The sequence below is a fragment of the Paenarthrobacter sp. 2TAF44 genome (assembly GCF_052114885.1).
Classification (GTDB): domain Bacteria; phylum Actinomycetota; class Actinomycetes; order Actinomycetales; family Micrococcaceae; genus Arthrobacter.
This window is the reverse complement of record NZ_JBFRFP010000007.1, coordinates 1-20,444: the sequence shown is the minus strand read 5'-3', so window position 1 is coordinate 20,444 and position 20,444 is coordinate 1. Positions and strand designations below refer to the sequence as shown.

The window sequence follows — 20,444 nt, the reverse complement described above, 5'->3', positions numbered from 1 at the left end:
CCTTCTGCTGGTTCGTTTAAAAAAGTCTGGTTGCTGAGCTGCGGTGGGGTGCGGATTCGCGCACGAACAGGTGCCACGGGAAGTCCAGGACCGCCGGCTCGCCCTTGGCCTCCGGGCCAGCGGGTGCCGTCGCCCGCTGCAAGAGAAGCCGGGCCACTTTGCCGAAGAAATCCACGGGGCCCACCGTGCTGAGCGACGGCGACATCCGCTCCCCCTCCACAGTGTTGCCCACGCCAATGATGTCCACGTCAACACCAACGGCGAGCCCGAGCCGTTGAGCCGCATTGATGGCGGCGACGGCGGCGAAGTCCGTGGTGGCGTAGATGGCAGTAGGCCGCTCCGGCAGGCTGAGCAGCCGCGTTGTGGCAGCATACGCACCGGCGGACGTGCCATCGAAGAGGCCCACATAATCCTCGCTTTCCGGGATGCCGGCGTCCACCAGGCCCTCTGAGTAGGCCCGGTAGCGGGTGCCGCCAGAGGCGCCTGCAGCCGTGGCCGGGGTGACGCAAGCGATCCTCCGATGGCCGTGGAGTAGGTGCTCCACGGCCATGCGGCAGCCTGGCCCTGCAATAGACTTGATGACGTCGAAGCCCTCCGGTTCAAGCTCTTCGTCAAAAACCACGAGCGTGGTCCCATGCTCCGCGAGCTTCCGAAGGGCGCCCCGTTGCTCAGGGCGGACTGCGTCCACGAACACAGCGTCGGCATTATGAGTGCCCAGGACCTTCACCCAGTCGGCGTCGCCGAGGATCATCGGCGTAATTCCGAACGGAGCTGCCGCCCTTTGCACCGCCTCGATGACGGATAACGACCAAGGATCGGACAGCATGGTCAGGGACAGGATGACGGTGTTCGTCCGCCCTGTCCGGATAGCCCGGGCAGCCTGGTTGGGGCGGTAGCCAAGCCGCTCCGCGGCAGCCTTGACCTTCTCCGCCGTCGGGTCCGAAACTCCCGGTCCCGCATCACCCCGGCGACCGGACAACACATAGGAAACCGTGGCCGTGGAAACACCCGCAAGTTCGGCCACCATGCGAATGGTGGGCCGGACTCCCGTGTTACTCGCTTTTGCCATGATTTCCCCCTGCTTGTTGATGTTTCTTCTGGTTTTTTGAGGCTAGCTCCTGAACACGGGAGCTTCGGGATCCAACGCGGCCTGGTATTCGTCGCGCATCTTGTCGCCGCCTTCGCTCTTCCAGCGCTTGACCGCATCCTTGAGTTCGTCGATCTTGGCCCGGCCCGTGATGATGTCCACCACCTTGTCGCGGAGCTGTTTGGTGATCTTCGCCCCCACCTTGGCGTTCGTATCGGAGTAGGAACCATTGGTGGGGTTGCGCCATGCGAGTTCCAGCAGCTTCTCTTCCTGCTGGCTGACATAGCGGGTGTCGTCGTCGAATCCCGGATTGAAGATGACGTTTTCGGGGCTGGACATGATGTTCAGCGCCGATACCAAACCGGGCGCATTGGTGGTTCCAGTCTCCGTACGGACCGGGTTGCCCGAACCATCCAGGGTGTAATCCTGGCCGAGCTCGCCGAAGTTCTTCTGCATGTACTCCACCGTGCCGAACGGTGCCGACAGGTAGTTGATCAGGGCCAGCAGCTCGCGGATCTTGCCTTCCTCAGCCTTCTTGAACGGCGTGAAACCCACCGTCCCGTAGCCCATATCGTAGGTTGGCTTGACCTTTCCGTCGGCGCTGAAAGGAATGAGGATGTCGAACTTCGCGGTCTTGTTCAATGCCCGGTAGCTGCGGAGGTCATGGGGACCCACCACCACCTGTGCCGCAACACTGCCGTTGGCAACGCGGGAACGAATGTCCGTGGCCTTGGAATCCGGGTAGAAAACGCCGGCTGCGAACATCCTGGCGGTGAACTCCACGCCGGCCCTGTACTCGTCGGTTTCGTACAAATGCGTCAGCGTACGGTCCTTGTTGACGGCCCAGCTGTTCGGGGCGCCAAACCACTCGGTAACCATGTGCAGGGCATTGATATAGGCGGGCTCAAGGGCATACTTCTGATCGCCAGGACGCGTCAGTTCCTTGGCCTTGTCCAGGAACTCGTCCGCGCTGGCAGCCTCGAAACCACCTACTTGTGCCCATACGTCGTGGTTGCCCAGGTACACCTGGCCGAACGGGGTGCTCGGAATGGGTGCTCCCCAGATCTTGCCGTTCACGACGGCGGTCTTCCAGGAATCGGGCTTCAGCGCGGCAAGGTTGGGGTACTCGAGCACTGCATCACCGGAGAGGTAGGGCGTTAGGTCCTGGAACTTCGCCTCGAGCATGGGGCCAACATTGGGAATTCCCTGGTTCGGCGGCACCCACATCATGTCCGGCAGTTCATTGCTGGCCAGGACAGTGGCGAACTTGGCCGGATAACCATCGCCGATGTCCTCGGCGATCTGCAGTTCCAGGTCGCCTCCGAGTTTGGCGTTGAGGCGCTGCCAGAAGGGGTTGTCCTTCAGGCCGGGACTCATGGTCTCGAAGGTTTCCGTCAGGCCGGTCACCTTGCCCTTAAGCGGCGGGGTGTTCACGGACTGCACGGCGGTGGGCAGTTTGAAGTAGCCGGCCTGCAGGCCTTTGGCGTTACCGGCAAGATCCGGACTCACACCGGTGAATTCCTTGTAGGTGGGCAGCTTGACCGAAGCGGAGGCAGCTGCGCCTCCGTTGCTCGCAGCTCCACCACCCCCGCAAGCAGACAGGCCGACGGCGGTGACGGCCAGGCCCGCGAGGCCAAGGAAGCCGCGACGGCTGAATCCAGCCTGTCCTGAGGTAGTGCTCGTCATGGCATAACCCTTTCTGGTTATTTACTGGTAGTTGATGCTGTTCATAGTGGTCAGGGATGCCGCGTCAACGGCTAGCCCTTCACGGCGCCGGTGATGACGCCCTTGGCAAAGTGCTTTTGGAGGAATGGGTAAACCATCAGGATGGGAACCAGGGCCACCACGACTACGGCCATCTGGATGGATTGCGGCGGAGGTGTGGTGGTGATTCCCAACTGGTCTGCCGCTCCGCTGCCCTGGACTACGAAGTTGCGGAGCAGCAACTGGATGGGCCATTTGCTGTGGTCATTGATGTAGAGCAGTGCGTTGAAGAACGAGTTCCAGAAACCAACGGCATAAAACAAACCCACGACGGCGATGACGGCTTTGGACAGCGGCATGACGATCCGCCACAGGATCTGCCAATCGTTGGCACCATCGATCCGGGCGCTTTCGATCAGTTCACCCGGGATGTTCATGAAGAAGGAGCGCATCACCACGAAGTTGAAGGCGCCGAATATACCCGGGAGGATCAGCGACCATAGCGAGTCCAGCAGCCCGAGCTGACGAATCATGAGGAAGGACGGGATGAGGCCCGGCGCGAACAAGAGTGTGAACAACACGGCGAGTACCACAGGACGGCCGAAGAGGACTGATCGGCTGGTGGCGTACGCCATGGTGATCGTGACGAACAGCGCAAGAAGGGTGCCCACGGCGGTGATGACCATGCTGACCCCGAGGGACTGCAGAACCATGGGACCTTTGAAGATGGTGGCGTAGGCCTCCAAGGTGGGCCGCTCCGGCCAAAGCACGAATCCGCCTGCCTGTACGAGTTGTTCCGTGTCCGCCAGGGACGTGGACACCACGAGGAGCAGCGGCGTCAGGATGGACAGGCTGAAAAGGACGAGGACGACGGCTTTTACCGTCTGGTAGAGAGGAGAAGGGCGTTCCTTCCATACGGGTCGTTTGGGGTTATAGCTCAGTTCCCGGGGTTTCCTCGTGAAAAGTGTTGTTGCCATGGGGTTCTCCTTGTGCAGCAGCTTGTGCAGCAGCCGCGTGGGCTCAGCGTGCTTGCTTTGCAAAAATTCCGTCTTCGCCGAAGCGGTGGGCAAGTTTGTTGGCGCCGTAGATCAGCAGGGCACTGACCACCCCCTTCGCCAGGCCTGCCGCGGCACCTGAACTCCAGCCGCCACCGACAACACCGGTGTAGTAGGTAAAGGTGTCCAGCACTTCCGCCGCTCCTGCACCCACGGCGTCGCGTTGGAGGATGAACTGCTCAAAACCGACGGAAAGTATGTCGCCAATGCGCAGGATCAGGAGGAGCACGATCACGGGCCTTAGCCCAGGCAAGGTGATGTGCCACATCCGGCGCCAACGTCCCGCACCGTCAGCAGCGGCTGCTTCATAAAGCGAGGCATCGATACTTGCCAGGGCGGCGAGGAAGATGATCATGGCCCAGCCGGCGTCCTTCCAGATCATCTGGACGACCACCATGACGGGGAAGGTTTCCGGATTGGTCATGAACGGAACAGGATCCATGCCCATATCGCGAAGCAGGTTGTTGACGAAGCCCGCACCGCCCAACATCTGCTGGAAGAATGCGATCACCAGGACCCAGGACAAGAAGTGCGGCAGATAGGCGATGCTCTGGAAAATCCTCCGGACCCGTGTGCTGATCAGTGAGTCCACAATCAGTGCGAGCACCAGCGGCACCGGGAAAAGGAAAACCAGCTGCCACGCCGCAAGGTAGAGCGTGTTCCAGAATGCATGGATGAAGTCGGGGTTGCCGAACAGGTCCACGAAGTTCTGCCAGCCAACAAAGAGGCTGTCCCCGATGCCGAGGTAGGGCTGGTAGTCCTGGAACGCGATGACGTTGCCCAGGATCGGGATGTAGAAGAAGAGCAGCAGGAAAGCAACACCCGGGAGCATCATCAGGAGCATCTGCTGATCCCGCCTCAGCCTTGACCGGAAGCTTTTTTGGGGCGCCCTGTTGCCCTTGCGCCTCCCCATGCCGGATTTTCCGGGCAATGCCTCCGGGACGCGGCGCGCTTCCGGCAAAGCCGGAGCTTGTTGCGTCGTCGAGTTCATGCTGTCTCCTCAGTGCTGGGCCAGGGTCATCAATGGTGCCGGGAGAGTGTGATGCAAAACACGCTCGTTAACCGTTTAACAAACCATAAGCGACCACCTTCACGTTTGCAAGATCATGATTGAAACTGACGATAGAAATCAGCTTTGATCATTGTTGGGGGTGTGGCCGATCCCACTAAGATTGATGGAGAACCGCAGAGGAAAGGTTGAATATGGCAGACTGCTGCAGCCCTGGCGCCGGCGCCCGGGAACATTCGAAGCCAGGGCTGACGCTCCCCCTGCGTGCGGTGGGCGAACATCGGAACCCGACGGCCGGCGTCGTGCGCTCCGGCAAGGATGCCGCGACGGCGGGCAATGGAGACGTCGAGATCCCGTCCGGGACCTTCGCAATGGGCGATCCTTTCGGCGAAGGCTACGACGGCGACGGCGAGACGCCAGTCCACGAAGTGTCCGTTTCCGGATTCACCATCAGCGCTACCACGGTCACCAACGCGGAGTTCGCGGCATTCGTGGATGCCACGGGGCACCGTACGGAATCTGAAGAGTTCGGGACCTCGGCAGTGTTCCATCTGGCAGTCAAGGCCGAGCCGCACGACATCCTGAACAGGGTCAACAACGTCCCTTGGTGGCTCAATGTCCGCGGCGCAGACTGGGCCCACCCGGCCGGGCCCCTCTCCCACTGGACGGACATCCCGGACCATCCAGCGACGCACGTGTCCTTCAACGACGCCTTGGCCTACTGTGCGTGGGCGGGCCGACGACTGCCCACCGAAGCGGAATGGGAGTATGCAGCCCGTGGTGGAGCGGCCGGGCAGCGGTATCCCTGGGGCAACGAACTTCACAATGACAGCGCCGAAGGCAGCGCCCGGCACAACTGCAACATCTGGCAGGGCGAGTTTCCCGTGCGTAACGACGTCGAAGACGGCTACCTCACCACAGCGCCGGCCAGGTCATTCGCCCCGAACGGCTACGGGCTGTACCAGACCAGCGGCAACGTGTGGGAGTGGTGCAGCGATTGGTTCCTGCCCAAGTACTACAAGACGTGCCTGAACGCCGGAACCGTGGAAGACCCGCAAGGCCCAACGATTGGGCGCGGAAGGGTCATGCGGGGAGGCTCATACCTGTGCCACGACTCCTACTGCAACCGTTACCGGCTGGCGGCGCGGAGTTCCAACACGCCTGACTCGGCAAGCGCCAACCTCGGATTCAGGACCGTGGCGCTCTGAGGTTCCGGATCGTTGAGGACGTTCGTCAGTTGATGATTTCGCCGCGCTCGTCAGCAAGAATTGCCGCCAGGCGTTCCTTCCACGCTAGCAGCGCCTCGGGCTCCAGCCGTTTCCAATCGGTGACTTCGCCCAGGACCCTGAGCGGGGCCGTGCTGCGGTATGACCGCGTGGGGTTGCCGGGGAATTTCTTGTCGGTCACGTTGGGATCGTCCTCGAATGGCCCGGTCGGCTCGACGGCGTAAACCCGCGGGGCCCCCTCACCTGCCGCGAGTTCGGCAGCCAGTCCCGCGCCATCCCGCAGAGCAGTGAAGTAGATGTGGTTCATCACGACCTCGGGCCGGTAGTTCGACCTGAAGCCCGCGCTCAGGAGATCACCTTCCCGAAGGTTTGCCTTTGTGCCATGAAAGAACGGACCCTCGTCCAACGGTTGATTCACAGTTACACCCTAATCGCATGACGCCGACCGACTGGTTACGTTCTGTCGTTGGCGGCGGCCAACTGTTCCAGGGCAGCCCTTGCTTCAGTTTCCGCCTCTCCTGAGGGCACCGACTCCGGCTTCCGCGCCCACAGCCCCTTTGTGAGGAGATGGGTCTGCTCGATGTGGACCAGACCTGCGTCATATTTCCGGAGGTTATCGTAGGTCTTCCGCATCTCCCCACGGTCAGCGATCAGCCCGCGAGCAACCGCGCTGCCAAGTATCCATGCGGAGTCGATGACTTTGATACCGAACTGGGTGGCCAGCTTTTGTCCCCGATGTTCGTCAATAACTACGTACACATCCTCGCCCCGATCCTTGCGGACCATGGCGTGAGCGATGACCAGGATTTCGCCTAGGTCCTTACTGTTCGTGAGGCGTTCGGCCAGCGGTGTGCCGGATAGTTTCTTGACGGCATCCGATAGGGCTTGGGCATCATCAGAAGACACCGATGAGTCAAGGATTCCGACGTGCTCATGTTCGGTCAGTAACCGCCAGTTGCTTACTGTTCCGGGCGGGAAATCCCGTCGGTTAGAGCCGCGCTTGCCGACCTCATCATCCACAACATCCGGGACGTGGAGCTGGTTTGAGCCACGTTGCAGGACCGCGACCAGTAGGGCCTGCTTGGAAGCCGCGCAGAAAGTGATGCACGGTCCTGCGTCCAGAATCGTTATCTGTGTGGGCATGGGTCAGGCCGGTCCGAAGGCGTCCAGATCGGCCCATGCCACTTCGATAGTTTCAGGCCTGATCCCTGATTCTTCGAGCTCCTGGAGCTGACGTTCGGGATCCACCCCACTAAGTGCTGCAAGGCCCTGCACGGAGATCAGATTCCGGATGTAGGCCTCGGTGGCGTTTTCGATGAGCCGCTGCGGTGGCCGGGGTGTCTGACTTTCTGCAGCCATGGCCCGATAGTCACCGATCCACCCGAATCGCAGCGCCAGTCCTTTGGCAGTTTCACCCCACCAATCCGTCTTTTGCGCAGTTGCGATCCATCCACAGGCCTGCATTTGGATCAGGGCAATGGCAGGCGACACTTGGAAGTGGTGTACGACCGAGGAAACGTGGCGAAGGGTTAACTGGCCTGGAACGGCACGCAAGTCTTCAAGGAATGCTACAACGCCCTGAAGAGGAGCCAGTAGGTGTCTGGCAAAGGTGTCAGCGCGCATTTCTTGGGGCGTCCGCTCAGACGGGTCATGCCGCAAGCCGGCTTCGTAGTCTGCAAAAACGATGTGACCGAGTTCGTGTCCGAGTGATGATCGCTGGCGCTCGGGAACAGAAGTGGTGGCCACTCCAATCACCGTCTTTGCGCGCACAGGGTCCGTCGCCACCATGCCGCCCATCCCCTCGGGCATGTCTAGGATTGCAACGTCGGCTCCGGGTGAGACAAGGCCGATAAGCCCGTGGAGATCAGCGATTGGCCCGCTGCCCAACCCATGCTGGTCACGGATCTTCCTCGCCGCGAGATAGGCCGGCCGCTCGCTGTGGCCGACGCTTGCAGGAATGGATTCCTTTTCCGCCATTACGCGCCGATGCCGTGCATGGCTAGGTAGGCGTCCATTTCCAGGAATTGTGTCAGCCGCGCCTTGACAGCCGCAGCGTCGGCAGTGGATGTGCTGGCACGGCTTGCTACCAGCACCCGGTCCCGGACCGGCGTCTCGTCCAGAATCGCTTCCACCGGGCAGCCTAGAGCCCAGGCAATGGAGATGATCTCGTCCATGCGGGCAACACGATTACCGGACTCGATACGCTGCAGCGTGCTCTGGGAAATCCCAGTGAGACCTTCAAGATCGCGCTGACTGAGGTCCGTCTCAAGCCGCCGGCGAGCTATCCTCTCCCCGACATTTACTCTCACACTAATCCCCGACCTTGAATCAATATTTAAAAATTTGATTCAAGCATAGCTGATTTTGGTCTTGACCAACACGGCGGCGCGGGCCAGGTGGCACTGGAGGCGGTGCCCACTCCGCGGTCAAAGCCCCTTGTGTCCGTGCCCCCTGAGACCATGCCCCTTGAGGACAGCTGGAAGCTCACCGGCCACAATGCGCTGTGCCGTCACAGTGTCGCCGTCCTTTGTCCCTGCTATCCGTACGGTGTCGCCGGACTTGAGATCCGCCGCGGTCGCCGAAGGTAGCGTGGGCTTACCCTTGCCATTGCGCAGTTCTGAGAGGTCAGTGGGCATGCGTGAGATGCGGGTCCCGGAGTTGATCGCATAGCTCTGCGTGAAGCCATCCTCGCTCTTGACGGTGATGGCGGAATCGCTCACGGACTCGATCTTGCCGGCCTGTGTGACCACAGTGCGGAAGGTGCCGTCCTGCTCTTTCACAACGTGCTCGCCATGGATCCCATGGGCGCGCCCCTCAGCGCGCTTGGCGCCGTCAGATTCGGAGGGACTTGGTGAGGCAGTAGCGCTCGACGGCGATGGGCTGGGCTGGGTGCCTGCCCACACTGCGGCAGCCCCGCCGCCGGTCAGGGCGACGGCAACGCCGCTGGCGATAAGGGCCTTACGAAGGCCCGGTGTAATGGTGGCCATGCATCCATTCTGCGCCCCTTACAGAAAAAAGTAGCTCGCAGTTGTGGTTGCTCTGAGCTCTCAAAACAACCACAACTGCGAGCTACCTGGGCAATTCGCCGCCGAATTTAGCCTTCGACGCCGAGCTTCTCAAGGATGAGCTCGCGAACGCGGTTGGCGTCAGCCTGGCCACGTGTGGCCTTCATGACACCGCCCACAATCGCGCCGATGGCCTGGACCTTGCCGCCACGGATCTTCTCCGCGACGTCAGGCTGTGCCGCGAGGGCGGCGTCGATGGCTTCCAGCAGCGGACCGTCGTCCGAAACCACCGCGAGGCCGCGCTTTTCAACGATCTCGGCCGGTGTACCTTCGCCGGCAAGAACGCCGTCCAGGACCTGCGTAGCCATCTTGTTGTTGATCTTGCCGTCCTCGACCAGCTTGTTCAGCTCGACGATGACCTGCGGTGTGACACCGAGAGCGGAAGGATCGACGTCGGCAACCTTGGCGCGGCCAACGATCTCACCCATCCACCATTTCCGGGCAACATCTGCGCTGGCACCGGCTGCGATGGTTTCCTCGATGGAGTCCATGACGCCGGCGTTGACCACATCGCGGAACTCCAGATCCGAGTAGCCCCAGGCTTCCTTGAGCCGCTTGCGGCGTTCGGCCGGCGGCTCCGGAAGGGTGGCGCGAAGCTCCTCCACCCACTCACGGGAGGCGACGACGGGAACCAGGTCCGGCTCCGGGAAGTAGCGGTAATCGTCGGCGTCGGACTTGGCGCGGCCCGACGTCGTCGATCGCGTGTCTTCGTGCCAGTGGCGCGTCTCCTGGATCACCGGCTGGCCGGAGTCCAGGACCGCAGCGTGGCGCTGGATCTCGTAACGAACGGCGTGCTCGACAGCGCGCAGGGAGTTAACGTTCTTCGTCTCCGAGCGGATGCCGAAGCGTTCCTGGCCGTGCGGGCGCAGGGAAACGTTGGCGTCGCAGCGGACGTTGCCGCGTTCCATCTTGGCGTCCGAAACACCAAGGTTCTTCACGATTTCGCGGACCGCGGCAACGTAGGCCTTGGCCAGCTCCGGGGCGCGGCTTCCGGCACCCTGGATCGGCTTGGTGACGATTTCCACCAACGGAACACCCGAACGGTTGTAGTCCACCAGCGAGTAGTCGGCGCCTTGGATGCGGCCCGCGGAACCACCCATGTGGGTGAGCTTTCCGGCGTCCTCTTCCATGTGGGCACGCTCGATCTCAACGCGGAAGATCGTGCCGTCCTCAAGCTCGATGTCGAGGTAACCGTCGTAGGCGATGGGCTCGTCATACTGCGAGGTCTGGAAGTTCTTCGGGGTGTCCGGGTAGAAGTAGTTCTTCCGGGCGAAACGGCAGTACTCGGCGATCTTGCAGTTCAAGGCAAGGCCGATCTTGATGGAGGACTCCACAGCCGTCTTGTTCAGCACCGGGAGGACGCCGGGCATGCCGAGATCCACCTCGTTGACGTTGGTGTTCGGCTCGTCGCCGAAGACGTTCGGTGCGGAGGAGAACATCTTGGTCTTGGTGTTGAGCTCCACGTGGACCTCGAAACCCAGAACAGGATCGTACTTCTCCATGGCCTCTTCGAAGCTCAGGGTTGCGTCGACGGACATTAGTTTGAACCTCCGGCGGAGTTGGATGCGGCACCGAGAGCGGGTGTCTTCAATTCAGGAGCCTGGGCAAGAAGCGGGCCGCCCCACTTTTCTTCCAGGATGGCCTCCAGCACAGCACCGACGCGGTACAGGCGGGCATCCTGGCGGGCAGGGGCCAGGAGTTGCACGCCAACGGGCAAGCCGTCCTCGTCAGCCAGGCCACCGGGCAGCGACAAGCCCGGGATACCAGCCATATTGGCGGGAATGGTGGCGACGTCGTTCAGGTACATTGCCAGGGGATCGTTCGCTTTCTCCCCCAGTTTGAACGCTGTGGTGGGAGCCGTAGGCGAAATGAGGACATCCGCCTTCGAGAACGCGGCGTCGAAGTCGCGCTGAATGAGCGTGCGGACCTTCTGCGCCGAACCGTAGTAGGCGTCGTAATAGCCAGCGCTCAGGGCGTAGGTGCCCAGGATGATGCGGCGCTTGACCTCATCACCAAAGCCAGCGGCACGGGTTGCACCCATGACACGCTCGATGGTCATCGGGGCGTCCTTGGGCAGGGCGCGCAAGCCATACCGAACGCCGTCGAACTTGGCCAGGTTGCTGGACGCCTCGGACGGCATGATCAGGTAGTAAGCGCCCAGGGCGTACTTCAGGTTGGGGCAGGAAACCTCAACGATTTCCGCACCTGCATCCTTCAGCAGCTGAAGGGACTCGTTGAAACGGTTCTCGACGCCGGCTTGGTAACCCTCGCCGTGCAGCTCCTTGATGATGCCGATCTTCATGCCAGCAACATTGCCCACGCGGGCAGCCGCGGCCAGATTGTCGAACGGATCCGTCAGGGACGTGGAATCGAACGGATCATGGCCGCCGATGACTTCCTGCAACAGAGCCGCGTCCAGCACCGTGCGGGACACCGGGCCAATCTGGTCCAGCGAGGACGCCATGGCAATCGCGCCGTAGCGGGAAACTGCACCATACGTCGGCTTGACGCCGACAGTTCCCGTGACGGCACCCGGCTGGCGGATGGATCCACCGGTGTCAGTGCCCAGCGCCAGCGGCGCTTCAAAAGCAGCGACGGCGGCTGCCGAGCCACCGCCTGAACCACCAGGAATGCGGTCCAGGTCCCAGGGGTTGCGGGTGGGTCCGTACGCCGAATGCTCCGTGGAGGAACCCATGGCGAACTCGTCAAGGTTGGTCTTGCCCAAAATGGGCATCTTGGCCGCGCGCAGCTTCTTCACCACGGTGGCGTCATAGGGGCTGTGCCAGCCCTCAAGGATCTTCGAGCCGGCCGTCGTCGGCTGGCCAATCGTCACGATCAAGTCCTTCACCGCGATCGGCACACCGGCCAGGGCATGGAGTTCCCCGGCAGCGGCGCCACCAGCGGCACGCGCAGCGTCAACCTCGGCCGCAACAGCCAGGGCTTCCTCGGTATTAACGTGCAGGAACGCGTTGATCTGGCCGTCCACGTCAGCAATACGGTCAAGGTGCGCCTGCGTCACTTCAACAGCGGAGACCTCGCGGGCAGCAAGCTTCGCAGCAAGATCGGAGGCGGAGTGGCGAATGAGTTCGTTCTTAAGCTCAGTCATGGTAATTAGTCCTCATCCAGGATTGCCGGGACCTTGAAACGGTTCTCGTAAGCATCCGGAGCGCCGGACAACGCCTGCTCAGCCGTAAACGTGTGGCCCACGACGTCCTCACGGAACACGTTGGTCAACGGAATCGGGTGGGACGTGGCCGGGACATCCTCCCCGGCGGCTTCGCTGACGGACTTCACCGAATCCACGATGACGGCAAGCTCAACCGCCATCCTGTCCAACTCTTCGGCACTCATTTCAATGTGAGCCAGACGCGCAAGATGCGCGACGTCGTCACGGTTGATCGCAGCCATGGATCTCCCCTGCAAAGTTCAAATGGTTTTCCGAACCAGTCTACTTGGCCACGCACGGCCTTCAGTGCCGGTGCAGGTGCTGCGCGTTCAGCTCGTCCAGTTCCGCATCAGTAAGCTCATCGAAGCCACGCGCCTCGCGTTTGTCGCTCCGGGAAAACCTGATGAACATGAGGATGATGAGCGGCAGGTCAACGATTTCACAGACAAACCACAATGCGTCCCCAGCCAGTTGCTGGTCACGGAGCGGATCAGGGAACCAGCCAAGCATGGCCTGGGTGCTCATCACATGGTCAAGAACCTGTCCGTTGAGGCGCAGGAGGATGCCAGGCACAGCGTCGACCAGGAGTTCGATGAAAACAAATACGAACTCCAGCGTGATGTACACGCTGGAGCGCTGGAAGTCCGCTTCTTCGATAATGGGCAGCGCCATGAGGAGGCCAAGCAACGGAATGGCGATCGTCAGGAGTGTTTCAGCCAAGGGATCCGCACGCAAGGTGTAGAACGCCGGCGTGAGGAAGGTGGAGAACAGCGCCAGCCCCAGCAGCGGCGCTGCAAGTGAATTGCTGAAGAACCGTACAACACGGTGAGCGAGGACCTTGTTCAGCACATCGATACCGTCAGGAGGCAAGGCAACGCGGGCAAGTGTGATGGGCCTGCCCAGCCCCATCAGCAGCGGAACCACAAACAGGAGCAAGGCAACCTTGATGGTGAAAGCCCATCGGAGGTCCGCACTGTAGACGCCGGTGAATCCGCAAGTGAGGACCACCATGGATCCCAGGCCCAGGAGGTAGAAAGCTATTCCCCGCCATAGCGGCCACTGATGCCCGTTCTTTGCGGCAGCCTTGATACCAAGGCCATAGAGCACGCCTAAGGCGGTGATCATAGCGAGGGCTGCCCAGTCGATCCGCCAGGCACTGAGAACTAGTTCAAGGGGTGGCACCCGCCAATGATATGCCGGTCTCCTGATAAGGGACGTTCGCAGGATCGGTCAATACCTCCCAAAAGGATCAGCCTGCCGGGCAACTAACCCGGCAGGCTGATCATTCATTGTGCTGCTTCCGGTTACCCCGGGCGCTTTGTGCGATCAGCCGATGCCGATAGCTCCGGTCAGGACACCGACCGCGAGCATGACGATCGAAATGACTGCAGTGCGCCAGAGGACCTTCTTGTGGTGGTCGCCCAGGTCTACCTTTGCCAGGGACACGAGCAGCAGGATCGCGGGAACCAGGGGGCTCTGGAGGTGGAACGGCTGGCCGGTGATGGAAGCGCGGGCCATGTCCGCTGCACCGACGCCATAGTGGGCTGCGGTTTCGCTGAGGACCGGCAGTGCACCGAAGTAGAACGCGTCGTTGCTCATGAAGAAGGTCATCGGGATGCTCAACACACCGGTGATGACTGCCATGAATGGGCCCATGTCCGCGGGGATGATCTGGACGAGCCACTCGGACATTGCCTTGACCATGCCGGTGCCGTTGAGGACACCGGTGAGGACTGCAGCGGCCATGACCATGCTGACGACGGCGACGATTGACGGTGCGTGGGCGATCAGCTGGGCGCCCTGGTCCTTGACCTTGGGGAAGTTGACCAGCAGTGCGATGGCCGCGCCCACCATGAAGACGAACGGGAGCGGGACGATGTTCGCTACCAGGGTGACCATGACGGCGACCGTGAGCCCAAGGTTGAACCAGAACAGTTTGGGGCGGAGCGTGGTGCGGTTGGGATCCAACGCGGTATCAGCCATGGCGGTGTCGTGGTCGTCCACCAGCTCTTCAGTACGTTCAAGAACTGCGACGCCGGCGCCTCCACCGGTTACCGGCTTGGGTGCGGTGCGGCCAAAGCCGAAGCGGCCCTTGCTGAAGCCTGAACCACCAGCACCAGTGGCGGCCGAACCGCCGCGGCCATTGCCGCCGTCGAACGCGTCAGCAGGATTGGCGACGTCGCCCCAGATTTCGGGAGCGGTGGTGCGGAGGCGGTTACGTTCCTGCAGACCGAGCAGCCAGGAGAACACGAGCACGACGATGAGGCCAACGATGAGGGACGGGACCATGGGGACGAAGACGTCGTTGACGTCCAGCTTCAGTGCGGTAGCGGCACGGGCTGTGGGTCCACCCCACGGCAGGATGTTCATGGTGCCGTTGGCGAGACCGGCCACGCAGGTGAGGACCACGGGGCTCATCTTCAGGCGCAGGTAGACCGGCAGCATTGCGGCGGTGGTGAGGATGAAGGTGGTTGAGCCGTCACCGTCCAGAGAGACTGCCGCGGCGAGGATAGCTGTGCCCAGGACTACCTTGGCGGGATCATTGCCGAGCTTGCGCAGAATGAACTTCACCAGGGGGTCGAACAGCCCGACATCGATCATCAGGCCGAAGTAGATGATGGCGAACATGAGGAGCGCGGCCGTGGAGGTCATGGACTTCATCGAGTCCATGACCATGGGGCCTATGCCCAAGCCGGCCCCCGCGAAGAGACCAAAGATGGTGGGGACGATGATCAGCGCCAAGACGGGCGTCAACTTTTTGGTCATGATCAGGACCATGAATACCGCAATCATTGCGAATCCAAGCAAAACCAGCACGGCCGGCTCCTTACTACTGTGAATGGCACCACTTCGGTGTGATGCGCACTACAGACGTTATAGTGGCGCCCGTCACGGGCTGGGGTTTCCGGGAATTGTTGGGAATACTGATCATTGCGAGCGTTTTGCGCATTGTGCTCAGTGCTTCAATGGAGCTGGAGGAAAGGAGTAACGTGCGGCGCTTTACCAAGGTCAGTATGCGTTTCTCCACCCAGACGCTCCTTCTCCAACTAGGGGTAGTTCTGCTTGTAGTGCTCCTTAGCGGTGCCGTCCATGCGTGGCTGGTCTACGAACGGATCGGCGACGAAGCCGAAAACCAAGCACTCACCCTCGCCCGCACAGTTGCGGCGGATCCCGATATCAGGGAAGACGTCCAGGCCATCAGCAAAGAAGAAGGAACGCCGCCGGCCAGCGTCCTGGCCGCCGGCCCCTTGCAGGCAGCGGCAGAAGCAGCCCGGATCCGCACTGGGGCCCTCTTCGTGGTCATCACGGATGAAACCGGGCTCCGGTTGGCCCACCCGGAAATTGCGCGGCTAGGTGAACGCGTGAGCACGGATCCCTCCGTAGCATTGGCCGGCCAGGAAATCACCACCCGCAACACCGGCACTTTGGGTCCATCGGCGGGGGCCAAGGTGCCGGTGTACGCGCCCTCGTCCGGCGGCGTTGCAACCGCTGGCACGATCGTGGGTGAAGTCAGCGTGGGCTACTCCATGGAGTCCCTCAGCAAGAGCCTTGCACGGGACATTGTGCCCATCGCCCTGACCGCCGGAGGGGCACTCCTGGCGGGCGTCCTCGCTTCATTCCTGCTCCGGCGCCGCCTGCAACGGCTCACGTTGGGCTTGGAACCTGAGGAAATCAGCACTCTCGTCCACGACCAAGTGGCTGTGCTCCAGGGCGTGGATGAGGGCGTGATCGGTGTCGCCGCTGACGGACGCATCTCCGTGTTCAACGCCGCCGCTGCCAGGCTCCTGGACCTGCCCGACGCCACCGGCCAGGATTGGGCCACGGCCAACGTTCCTGCCCAGCTCAAGCAACTCACCCAACCGGCAGCCCGTGATGCCGAAGCCGTGGAACTCGTAGCCGGCGGAAGGGTCCTGGTGGCCAGCGCCCGAAAAGCCTGGCACCGCAAGGAAGACCTCGGCTGGGTGGTCATGCTCCGCGACCGCACCGAACTGCAGCAACTGACCCGCCAGTTGGACGCGGTGGGAACCATGTCCACCGCCCTGCGCGCCCAGCGCCACGAATTCGCCAATCAACTCCACACCATCGCGGGCTTCATGAGCATCGGCCAACACGAACAGGCCAAGGAATACCTGGCAAGGATCTCCGCCACCGGTCCCCTGAAGTTCCCTGTGGAGCAGGCGGAACTCCTTCAGGACACGTACTTGCAGGCTTTCGTCGGCGCCAAGAGCGTGGAGGCCTCAGAACGCGGAGTGGCGCTCCGAATCGGGCCGGAAACGCTGGTCCGTGGACACGTGGCCGATCCGCAGGACGTCACCACAGTGCTCGGTAACCTTATCGACAACGCCGTGAGTGCCGCCGTCGCCGGTTCCGCTACGGAGCGCTGGGTAGAACTTGAGTTACTGGACGATGCCGGCCAGGACAGTGGAACGCTGCACATCGTTGTCGGCGATTCCGGGGACGGTTTGGGTGGCCTGGAACCCGAGGAAGTCTTCGCCGAAGGATTCACGACGTCGGAACAACCGGTACGCCCGGGGGCCGGACAAGGTTTGGGCTTGGCTTTAGTGCGGCAGTTGGCCCGGCACAGAGGTGGGGACGTCCGTGTCTTGGAGACCGGCAGGAAAGGCGGCCCCGGAGCCGTCTTTATGGCGACAATACCGGGCGTGATGGGGCGAACGACCGACGGCGGCGCTGAAGCCGGTACGACAATGCGGGAGGACAGCAGTGGCTGAGGATTTGAGGGTGCTCATTGTGGATGATGATTTCCACGTTGCCAGACTGCATGCAGCCTACGTGGACTCGGTGGCCGGATTCATGGCGCTCGCTCCGGCCGGTTCTGTGTCCCAGGCGCTGCAGGCGATCCACAGCCTCCGCCCTGACTTGTTGTTGCTGGACGTTTACCTGCCGGACGGTTCAGGACTCGATTTGCTGGGCCAGCTGGACATCGATGCGATTATGCTGACAGCGGCCTCCGACGCCCCGTCCATCAGGGTTGCCATGCGGCGCGGCGCCCTGGGGTACTTGTTGAAGCCCTTCACTGCGGAATCCTTGTCACAGCAGCTGCGGTCCTATGCACGGTATCGCCGGATCCTTGGGCAGCAAACGGGTGTTGACCAGACCACCATTGAGCGTGCCAAACGGGCACTGATCCCAGGCGACGTGACGCCCACGCAAAAGCCACGCTCGGCAACCGAAGCAGCAGTCCTGGAATCGCTGCTTCCTGGCGAACAGTACTCGGCGGCGGAAGTCGCAGACCGAGTGGGCGTTTCCCGGGCGACCGCGCAGAGGTACCTGTCCTCGCTTGCCGACGACGGCGCCGTCGAAATCCAATTGCGCTACGGAAGCACGGGCCGCCCGGAACACCGCTACGGCATTCCGGGCTAGCCCAAGTAGGTCGCAGTTGGGTGAACTACGCGGACTTCTGCGCGACGAGCTCGATCTCCACCAGCATCTTGGAATCCAGGAACGGCAGGACGTGCACCAAGGCAAGGGTGGGACGAATCTCGCCGAAAACCTCGCCGTGGGCGCGGCCTGCGTCTTCCCACTTGCTGATATCCGTCAGGTACAGCTTGGACTGAACGACGTCCTCGTAGGAGAAACCGGCTTCTTCCAGGACCGCTCCGAGCTTCTCGAGGATGTATTTGGTCTGCGAGTAGAAGTCATCGCCCACAATGCCATCAGGACCACTGGCCGCAGTGGCAGAAATGAAGAGTGTGTTGTCCACCTGGACCGCGCGGGAGTATCCAAGGGTCTGTTCCCAAACGGAACCGGTGCCATATGTCTTGCGCATGCCGCGCCTTTCCTGATCGCCGTGCCCGTCCCGGTTATACGAAACGTGACGGGGTTTACGAAAAGAAACTTTATGACTGCTCGAGGTCCAGCCTGTAAACGAACAGCTTTATGTCGGTGCCAGGGACGAACCAGTCGCGGTGCGGAGCGCGGGCAAAACCGGTCCGGGCATAGAGGGCGTTGGCACTTTCCCACGTGGCTCCCGTGGTGAGGGAGACCGCGCCGATGCCGTCCATTGCTTTGGCTTGTTCGACGACGGCCTGTACCAAAGCCCGTCCGGCGCCAGAACGCTGCACTGCCGGATCTACCACAAGGGTGCGCAGTTCCAGTTCGTCGTCCAGACCGATGTCAGAGAAACCGCCGCCAGCTGGTGCTGCAGTGACGGAACCGATCACCTGGCCGTTACGTTCAGCAACGAAGATCTCGGCGTGCTCCGCGCGCGCTGCCACGTCCTGGAGTTGCTGCAGGTACGGGTGGTCCGCGCTGCCGTAGTACCCCGCGGTGACGTATGAATCCTGCGTGATGCGGGCAACGTCGTCATAGTCTTCGGGCAGGGCTGGGCGGACAGTAATCGACGAATGCACTTATCAATGGTAGTGGCGCGGTCACCGCCCCAAACGCCAAACAGCCCTTTCCGTGACCGAACTATCAGTCCGGCGCTGAATGCCCGACGGCGGATTGTTGCGTCATGTTGATGATGGCGGTGCCGCTGGGCTGCCTTTCTGTTGCCTCCTGTGGCGCTGGATTGGGTCCTATGGCGTGCTGTGAAGCCCGGTTTCCCGCTGTTGCGGGCACGTGTCGAAGAGCTGGCGAAGGGTGCTGGGACCGTGTTTGAGTTGCCACACGCAGCCCCCACCGGACCCCCAACCCCTCAGCAAAAACAAGGAGAACCTTATGTCCACGCCACCACGCCAACTCCACCTCAACGCCTTCCTGATGAGCACCGGCCACCACGAAGCCTCGTGGCGCCTGCCCGAAAGTGATCCTTTCGCCTCCACCAAGGTGGAGCACTATCAGCACCTGGCCCGCACGGCCGAACGCGGGAAGCTGGACTCCATCTTCTTCGCGGACTCCCCTGTCCTCTTCGGAGAGGTGGGCCGTCGCCCCGCCGGCAAGCTGGAACCTACGGTGCTACTCACGGCTATCGCTGCCGCAACACAGAAGATCGGCCTGATCGCCACTGCCTCCACCACCTACAACGACCCCTTCAACCTGGCACGCCGCTTCGCTTCGGTGGACTGGGTCAGCGGTGGCCGCGCCGGGTGGAACGTCGTCACGACGGCGGGGCCGGACGCTGCACGGAACTTCGGCGTCGACGACCAGCCAGCACACGCGGTCCGCTACGAGCGGGCGGCCGAGTTCATTGAGGTAGCCCAGAAACTGTGGGACAGCTGGGAGGATGACGCAGTGCTCGCCGACAAGGCCGAGGGCGTGTGGGGAGACGCACACAAGATCCGTGCCATTGAGCATGAGGGCAAGCACTTCCGCGTTCGCGGTCCGCTAAACGTCCCCCGTTCCCCCCAAGGCCACCCACTGATCGTGCAGGCCGGATCCTCGGAGGACGGCAGGAAGCTCGCCGCCCAGTACGCCGAGGCAGTCTTCACCGCCCACCAGACAGTGGAGGATGCGCAGGCCTTCTACGCCGATCTCAAGGCCCGCACCTTGGCCGCTGGACGGGACCCTGAAGGCCTCAAGATCCTTCCGGGCATCGTCCCGGTGATTGGTTCCACGGTGGCAGAAGCGCTGGAGCTCGAGCGCGAACTCGATGAGCTGATCAAGCCCGAGTATGCCCGGGAGCAGTTGGCGAAGACCCTGCGTGTGGCACCCCAGGACCTGCCCCTGGACCAGCAGCTGCCAGCAGACCTTCCCGCCGAAGACGACATCGAGGGTGCGAAGAGCCGCTACACGCTGATCGTGGAGCTTGCCCGTCGCGAGCAGCTCACAGTGCGGCAGCTGATCGGTCGCTTGGGTGGCGGGCGTGGCCACCGCACCTTCTCCGGGACACCCGAGCAGGTAGCCGACGCCATCCAGGACTGGTTTATAGCTGGCGCAGCCGACGGTTTCAACATCATGCCGCCGGTCCTCCCCTCCGGTTTGGAGATCTTCGTGGACCAGGTGGTGCCGATCCTCCAGCAGCGTGGCCTCTTCCGCACCGAATACACGGCGTCGACGCTGCGCGGGCACTACGGACTTGCACCTGACTTGGCTCACGGCTCGTGGCTTCGGGGTGGGCCGAGGCTCTGACCTGCGGTGATGTTGGCGGAATGCTGCTTTTTCACGCACTAAAGGGGTTTTGTTCTAGTGTCACCGGTGTGGTGTTCATCAGGAGGGTGCGGACGGCCTCG

20 protein-coding genes are annotated in these 20,444 nt (G+C 62.1%); 4 read left to right on the top strand and 16 right to left on the bottom strand.

Going from position 1 to position 20,444, the window contains the following annotated elements; genetic code table 11:
• Positions 1–16: 16 nt before the first annotated feature.
• The 4 genes from AB4Z15_RS08695 to AB4Z15_RS08680 form a co-directional block, all read right to left on the bottom strand.
• Complete coding sequence (locus tag AB4Z15_RS08695) at positions 17–1,069, bottom strand: LacI family DNA-binding transcriptional regulator (protein WP_442016968.1); 1,053 nt, start codon at positions 1,067–1,069, stop codon at positions 17–19.
• A gap of 42 nt (positions 1,070–1,111) precedes the next feature.
• Positions 1,112–2,773 (bottom strand): sugar ABC transporter substrate-binding protein, encoded by a 1,662-nt coding sequence (locus AB4Z15_RS08690; RefSeq protein ID WP_442016967.1) that lies wholly within the window; start codon positions 2,771–2,773, stop codon positions 1,112–1,114.
• 71 nt (positions 2,774–2,844) lie between these two features.
• The gene (locus tag AB4Z15_RS08685; protein WP_442006316.1) at positions 2,845–3,768 is read right to left on the bottom strand and encodes a carbohydrate ABC transporter permease; all 924 of its coding nucleotides are present in this window, start codon (positions 3,766–3,768) and stop codon (positions 2,845–2,847) included.
• A 43-nt stretch (positions 3,769–3,811) separates the two neighbouring features.
• On the bottom strand, positions 3,812–4,837 hold the full coding sequence (locus AB4Z15_RS08680) for an ABC transporter permease (protein ID WP_442016966.1): 1,026 nt from the start codon (positions 4,835–4,837) through the stop codon (positions 3,812–3,814).
• Between the two features lie 212 nt (positions 4,838–5,049).
• Here AB4Z15_RS08680 and AB4Z15_RS08675 point away from each other — a divergent pair, with 212 nt between their 5' ends.
• A complete protein-coding gene (locus AB4Z15_RS08675; protein ID WP_442016965.1) occupies positions 5,050–6,063 on the top strand; it encodes a formylglycine-generating enzyme family protein in 1,014 nt (337 codons plus the stop codon).
• Positions 6,064–6,088: 25 nt separating this feature from the next.
• Here the strand turns inward: AB4Z15_RS08675 and arr are convergent, their stop codons facing one another.
• The 10 genes from arr to AB4Z15_RS08625 all read right to left on the bottom strand — a co-directional run bounded on the left by arr (position 6,089) and on the right by AB4Z15_RS08625 (position 15,129).
• Positions 6,089–6,499 (bottom strand): NAD(+)--rifampin ADP-ribosyltransferase, encoded by a 411-nt coding sequence (gene arr, locus AB4Z15_RS08670; RefSeq protein WP_442016964.1) that lies wholly within the window; start codon positions 6,497–6,499, stop codon positions 6,089–6,091.
• Positions 6,500–6,534: 35 nt separating this feature from the next.
• The gene (locus AB4Z15_RS08665) at positions 6,535–7,224 is read right to left on the bottom strand and encodes a hypothetical protein (RefSeq protein ID WP_442006320.1); all 690 of its coding nucleotides are present in this window, start codon (positions 7,222–7,224) and stop codon (positions 6,535–6,537) included.
• A gap of 3 nt (positions 7,225–7,227) precedes the next feature.
• Positions 7,228–8,058, bottom strand: a complete 831-nt coding sequence (locus AB4Z15_RS08660; protein WP_442016963.1) for an ImmA/IrrE family metallo-endopeptidase — start codon at positions 8,056–8,058, stop codon at positions 7,228–7,230.
• Complete coding sequence (locus tag AB4Z15_RS08655) at positions 8,058–8,390, bottom strand: helix-turn-helix domain-containing protein (protein ID WP_442006322.1); 333 nt, start codon at positions 8,388–8,390, stop codon at positions 8,058–8,060. The genes AB4Z15_RS08660 and AB4Z15_RS08655 overlap by 1 nt, the downstream gene beginning before the upstream one ends.
• Positions 8,391–8,507: 117 nt before the next feature.
• Positions 8,508–9,068, bottom strand: coding sequence for a DUF5666 domain-containing protein (locus AB4Z15_RS08650; protein ID WP_442016962.1), 561 nt, complete (start codon positions 9,066–9,068; stop codon positions 8,508–8,510).
• 107 nt (positions 9,069–9,175) lie between these two features.
• Positions 9,176–10,684, bottom strand: coding sequence for an Asp-tRNA(Asn)/Glu-tRNA(Gln) amidotransferase subunit GatB (gene gatB / locus AB4Z15_RS08645; RefSeq protein ID WP_442016961.1), 1,509 nt, complete (start codon positions 10,682–10,684; stop codon positions 9,176–9,178).
• A complete protein-coding gene (gatA, locus tag AB4Z15_RS08640; protein WP_442016960.1) occupies positions 10,684–12,252 on the bottom strand; it encodes an Asp-tRNA(Asn)/Glu-tRNA(Gln) amidotransferase subunit GatA in 1,569 nt (522 codons plus the stop codon). The genes gatB and gatA overlap by 1 nt, the downstream gene beginning before the upstream one ends.
• 5 nt (positions 12,253–12,257) lie before the next feature.
• Complete coding sequence (gene gatC, locus AB4Z15_RS08635) at positions 12,258–12,554, bottom strand: Asp-tRNA(Asn)/Glu-tRNA(Gln) amidotransferase subunit GatC (protein ID WP_017199363.1); 297 nt, start codon at positions 12,552–12,554, stop codon at positions 12,258–12,260.
• 61 nt (positions 12,555–12,615) lie between these two features.
• The gene (locus AB4Z15_RS08630; RefSeq protein ID WP_442016959.1) at positions 12,616–13,494 is read right to left on the bottom strand and encodes a cytochrome c oxidase assembly protein; all 879 of its coding nucleotides are present in this window, start codon (positions 13,492–13,494) and stop codon (positions 12,616–12,618) included.
• Between the two features lie 144 nt (positions 13,495–13,638).
• Positions 13,639–15,129: a CitMHS family transporter gene (locus AB4Z15_RS08625; protein WP_442016958.1), complete on the bottom strand. Its 1,491-nt coding sequence runs from the start codon at positions 15,127–15,129 to the stop codon at positions 13,639–13,641.
• 197 nt (positions 15,130–15,326) lie between these two features.
• On the opposite strand from AB4Z15_RS08625, the gene AB4Z15_RS08620 reads away from it, so the two are divergent.
• The gene (locus AB4Z15_RS08620) at positions 15,327–17,042 is read left to right on the top strand and encodes an ATP-binding protein (RefSeq protein WP_442017068.1); all 1,716 of its coding nucleotides are present in this window, start codon (positions 15,327–15,329) and stop codon (positions 17,040–17,042) included.
• Positions 17,035–17,694, top strand: a complete 660-nt coding sequence (locus AB4Z15_RS08615) for a response regulator (protein ID WP_442016957.1) — start codon at positions 17,035–17,037, stop codon at positions 17,692–17,694. The genes AB4Z15_RS08620 and AB4Z15_RS08615 overlap by 8 nt, the downstream gene beginning before the upstream one ends.
• Positions 17,695–17,719: 25 nt before the next feature.
• Here AB4Z15_RS08615 and AB4Z15_RS08610 read toward each other — a convergent pair whose 3' ends face one another.
• Both AB4Z15_RS08610 and AB4Z15_RS08605 read right to left on the bottom strand, forming a co-directional pair.
• Entirely contained in the window at positions 17,720–18,100 is a 381-nt protein-coding gene (locus tag AB4Z15_RS08610) for a RidA family protein (protein ID WP_223948469.1), read from the bottom strand.
• A 70-nt stretch (positions 18,101–18,170) separates the two neighbouring features.
• Positions 18,171–18,683 (bottom strand): GNAT family N-acetyltransferase, encoded by a 513-nt coding sequence (locus AB4Z15_RS08605; protein ID WP_442016956.1) that lies wholly within the window; start codon positions 18,681–18,683, stop codon positions 18,171–18,173.
• Positions 18,684–18,993: 310 nt separating this feature from the next.
• Between AB4Z15_RS08605 and AB4Z15_RS08600 the strand changes: the two genes are divergently transcribed.
• Positions 18,994–20,343 carry an LLM class flavin-dependent oxidoreductase gene (locus AB4Z15_RS08600; protein WP_442016955.1) on the top strand — a complete coding sequence of 450 codons (1,350 nt, stop codon included), beginning with the start codon at positions 18,994–18,996 and terminating at the stop codon, positions 20,341–20,343.
• The last annotated feature ends 101 nt before the right edge of the window (positions 20,344–20,444 follow it).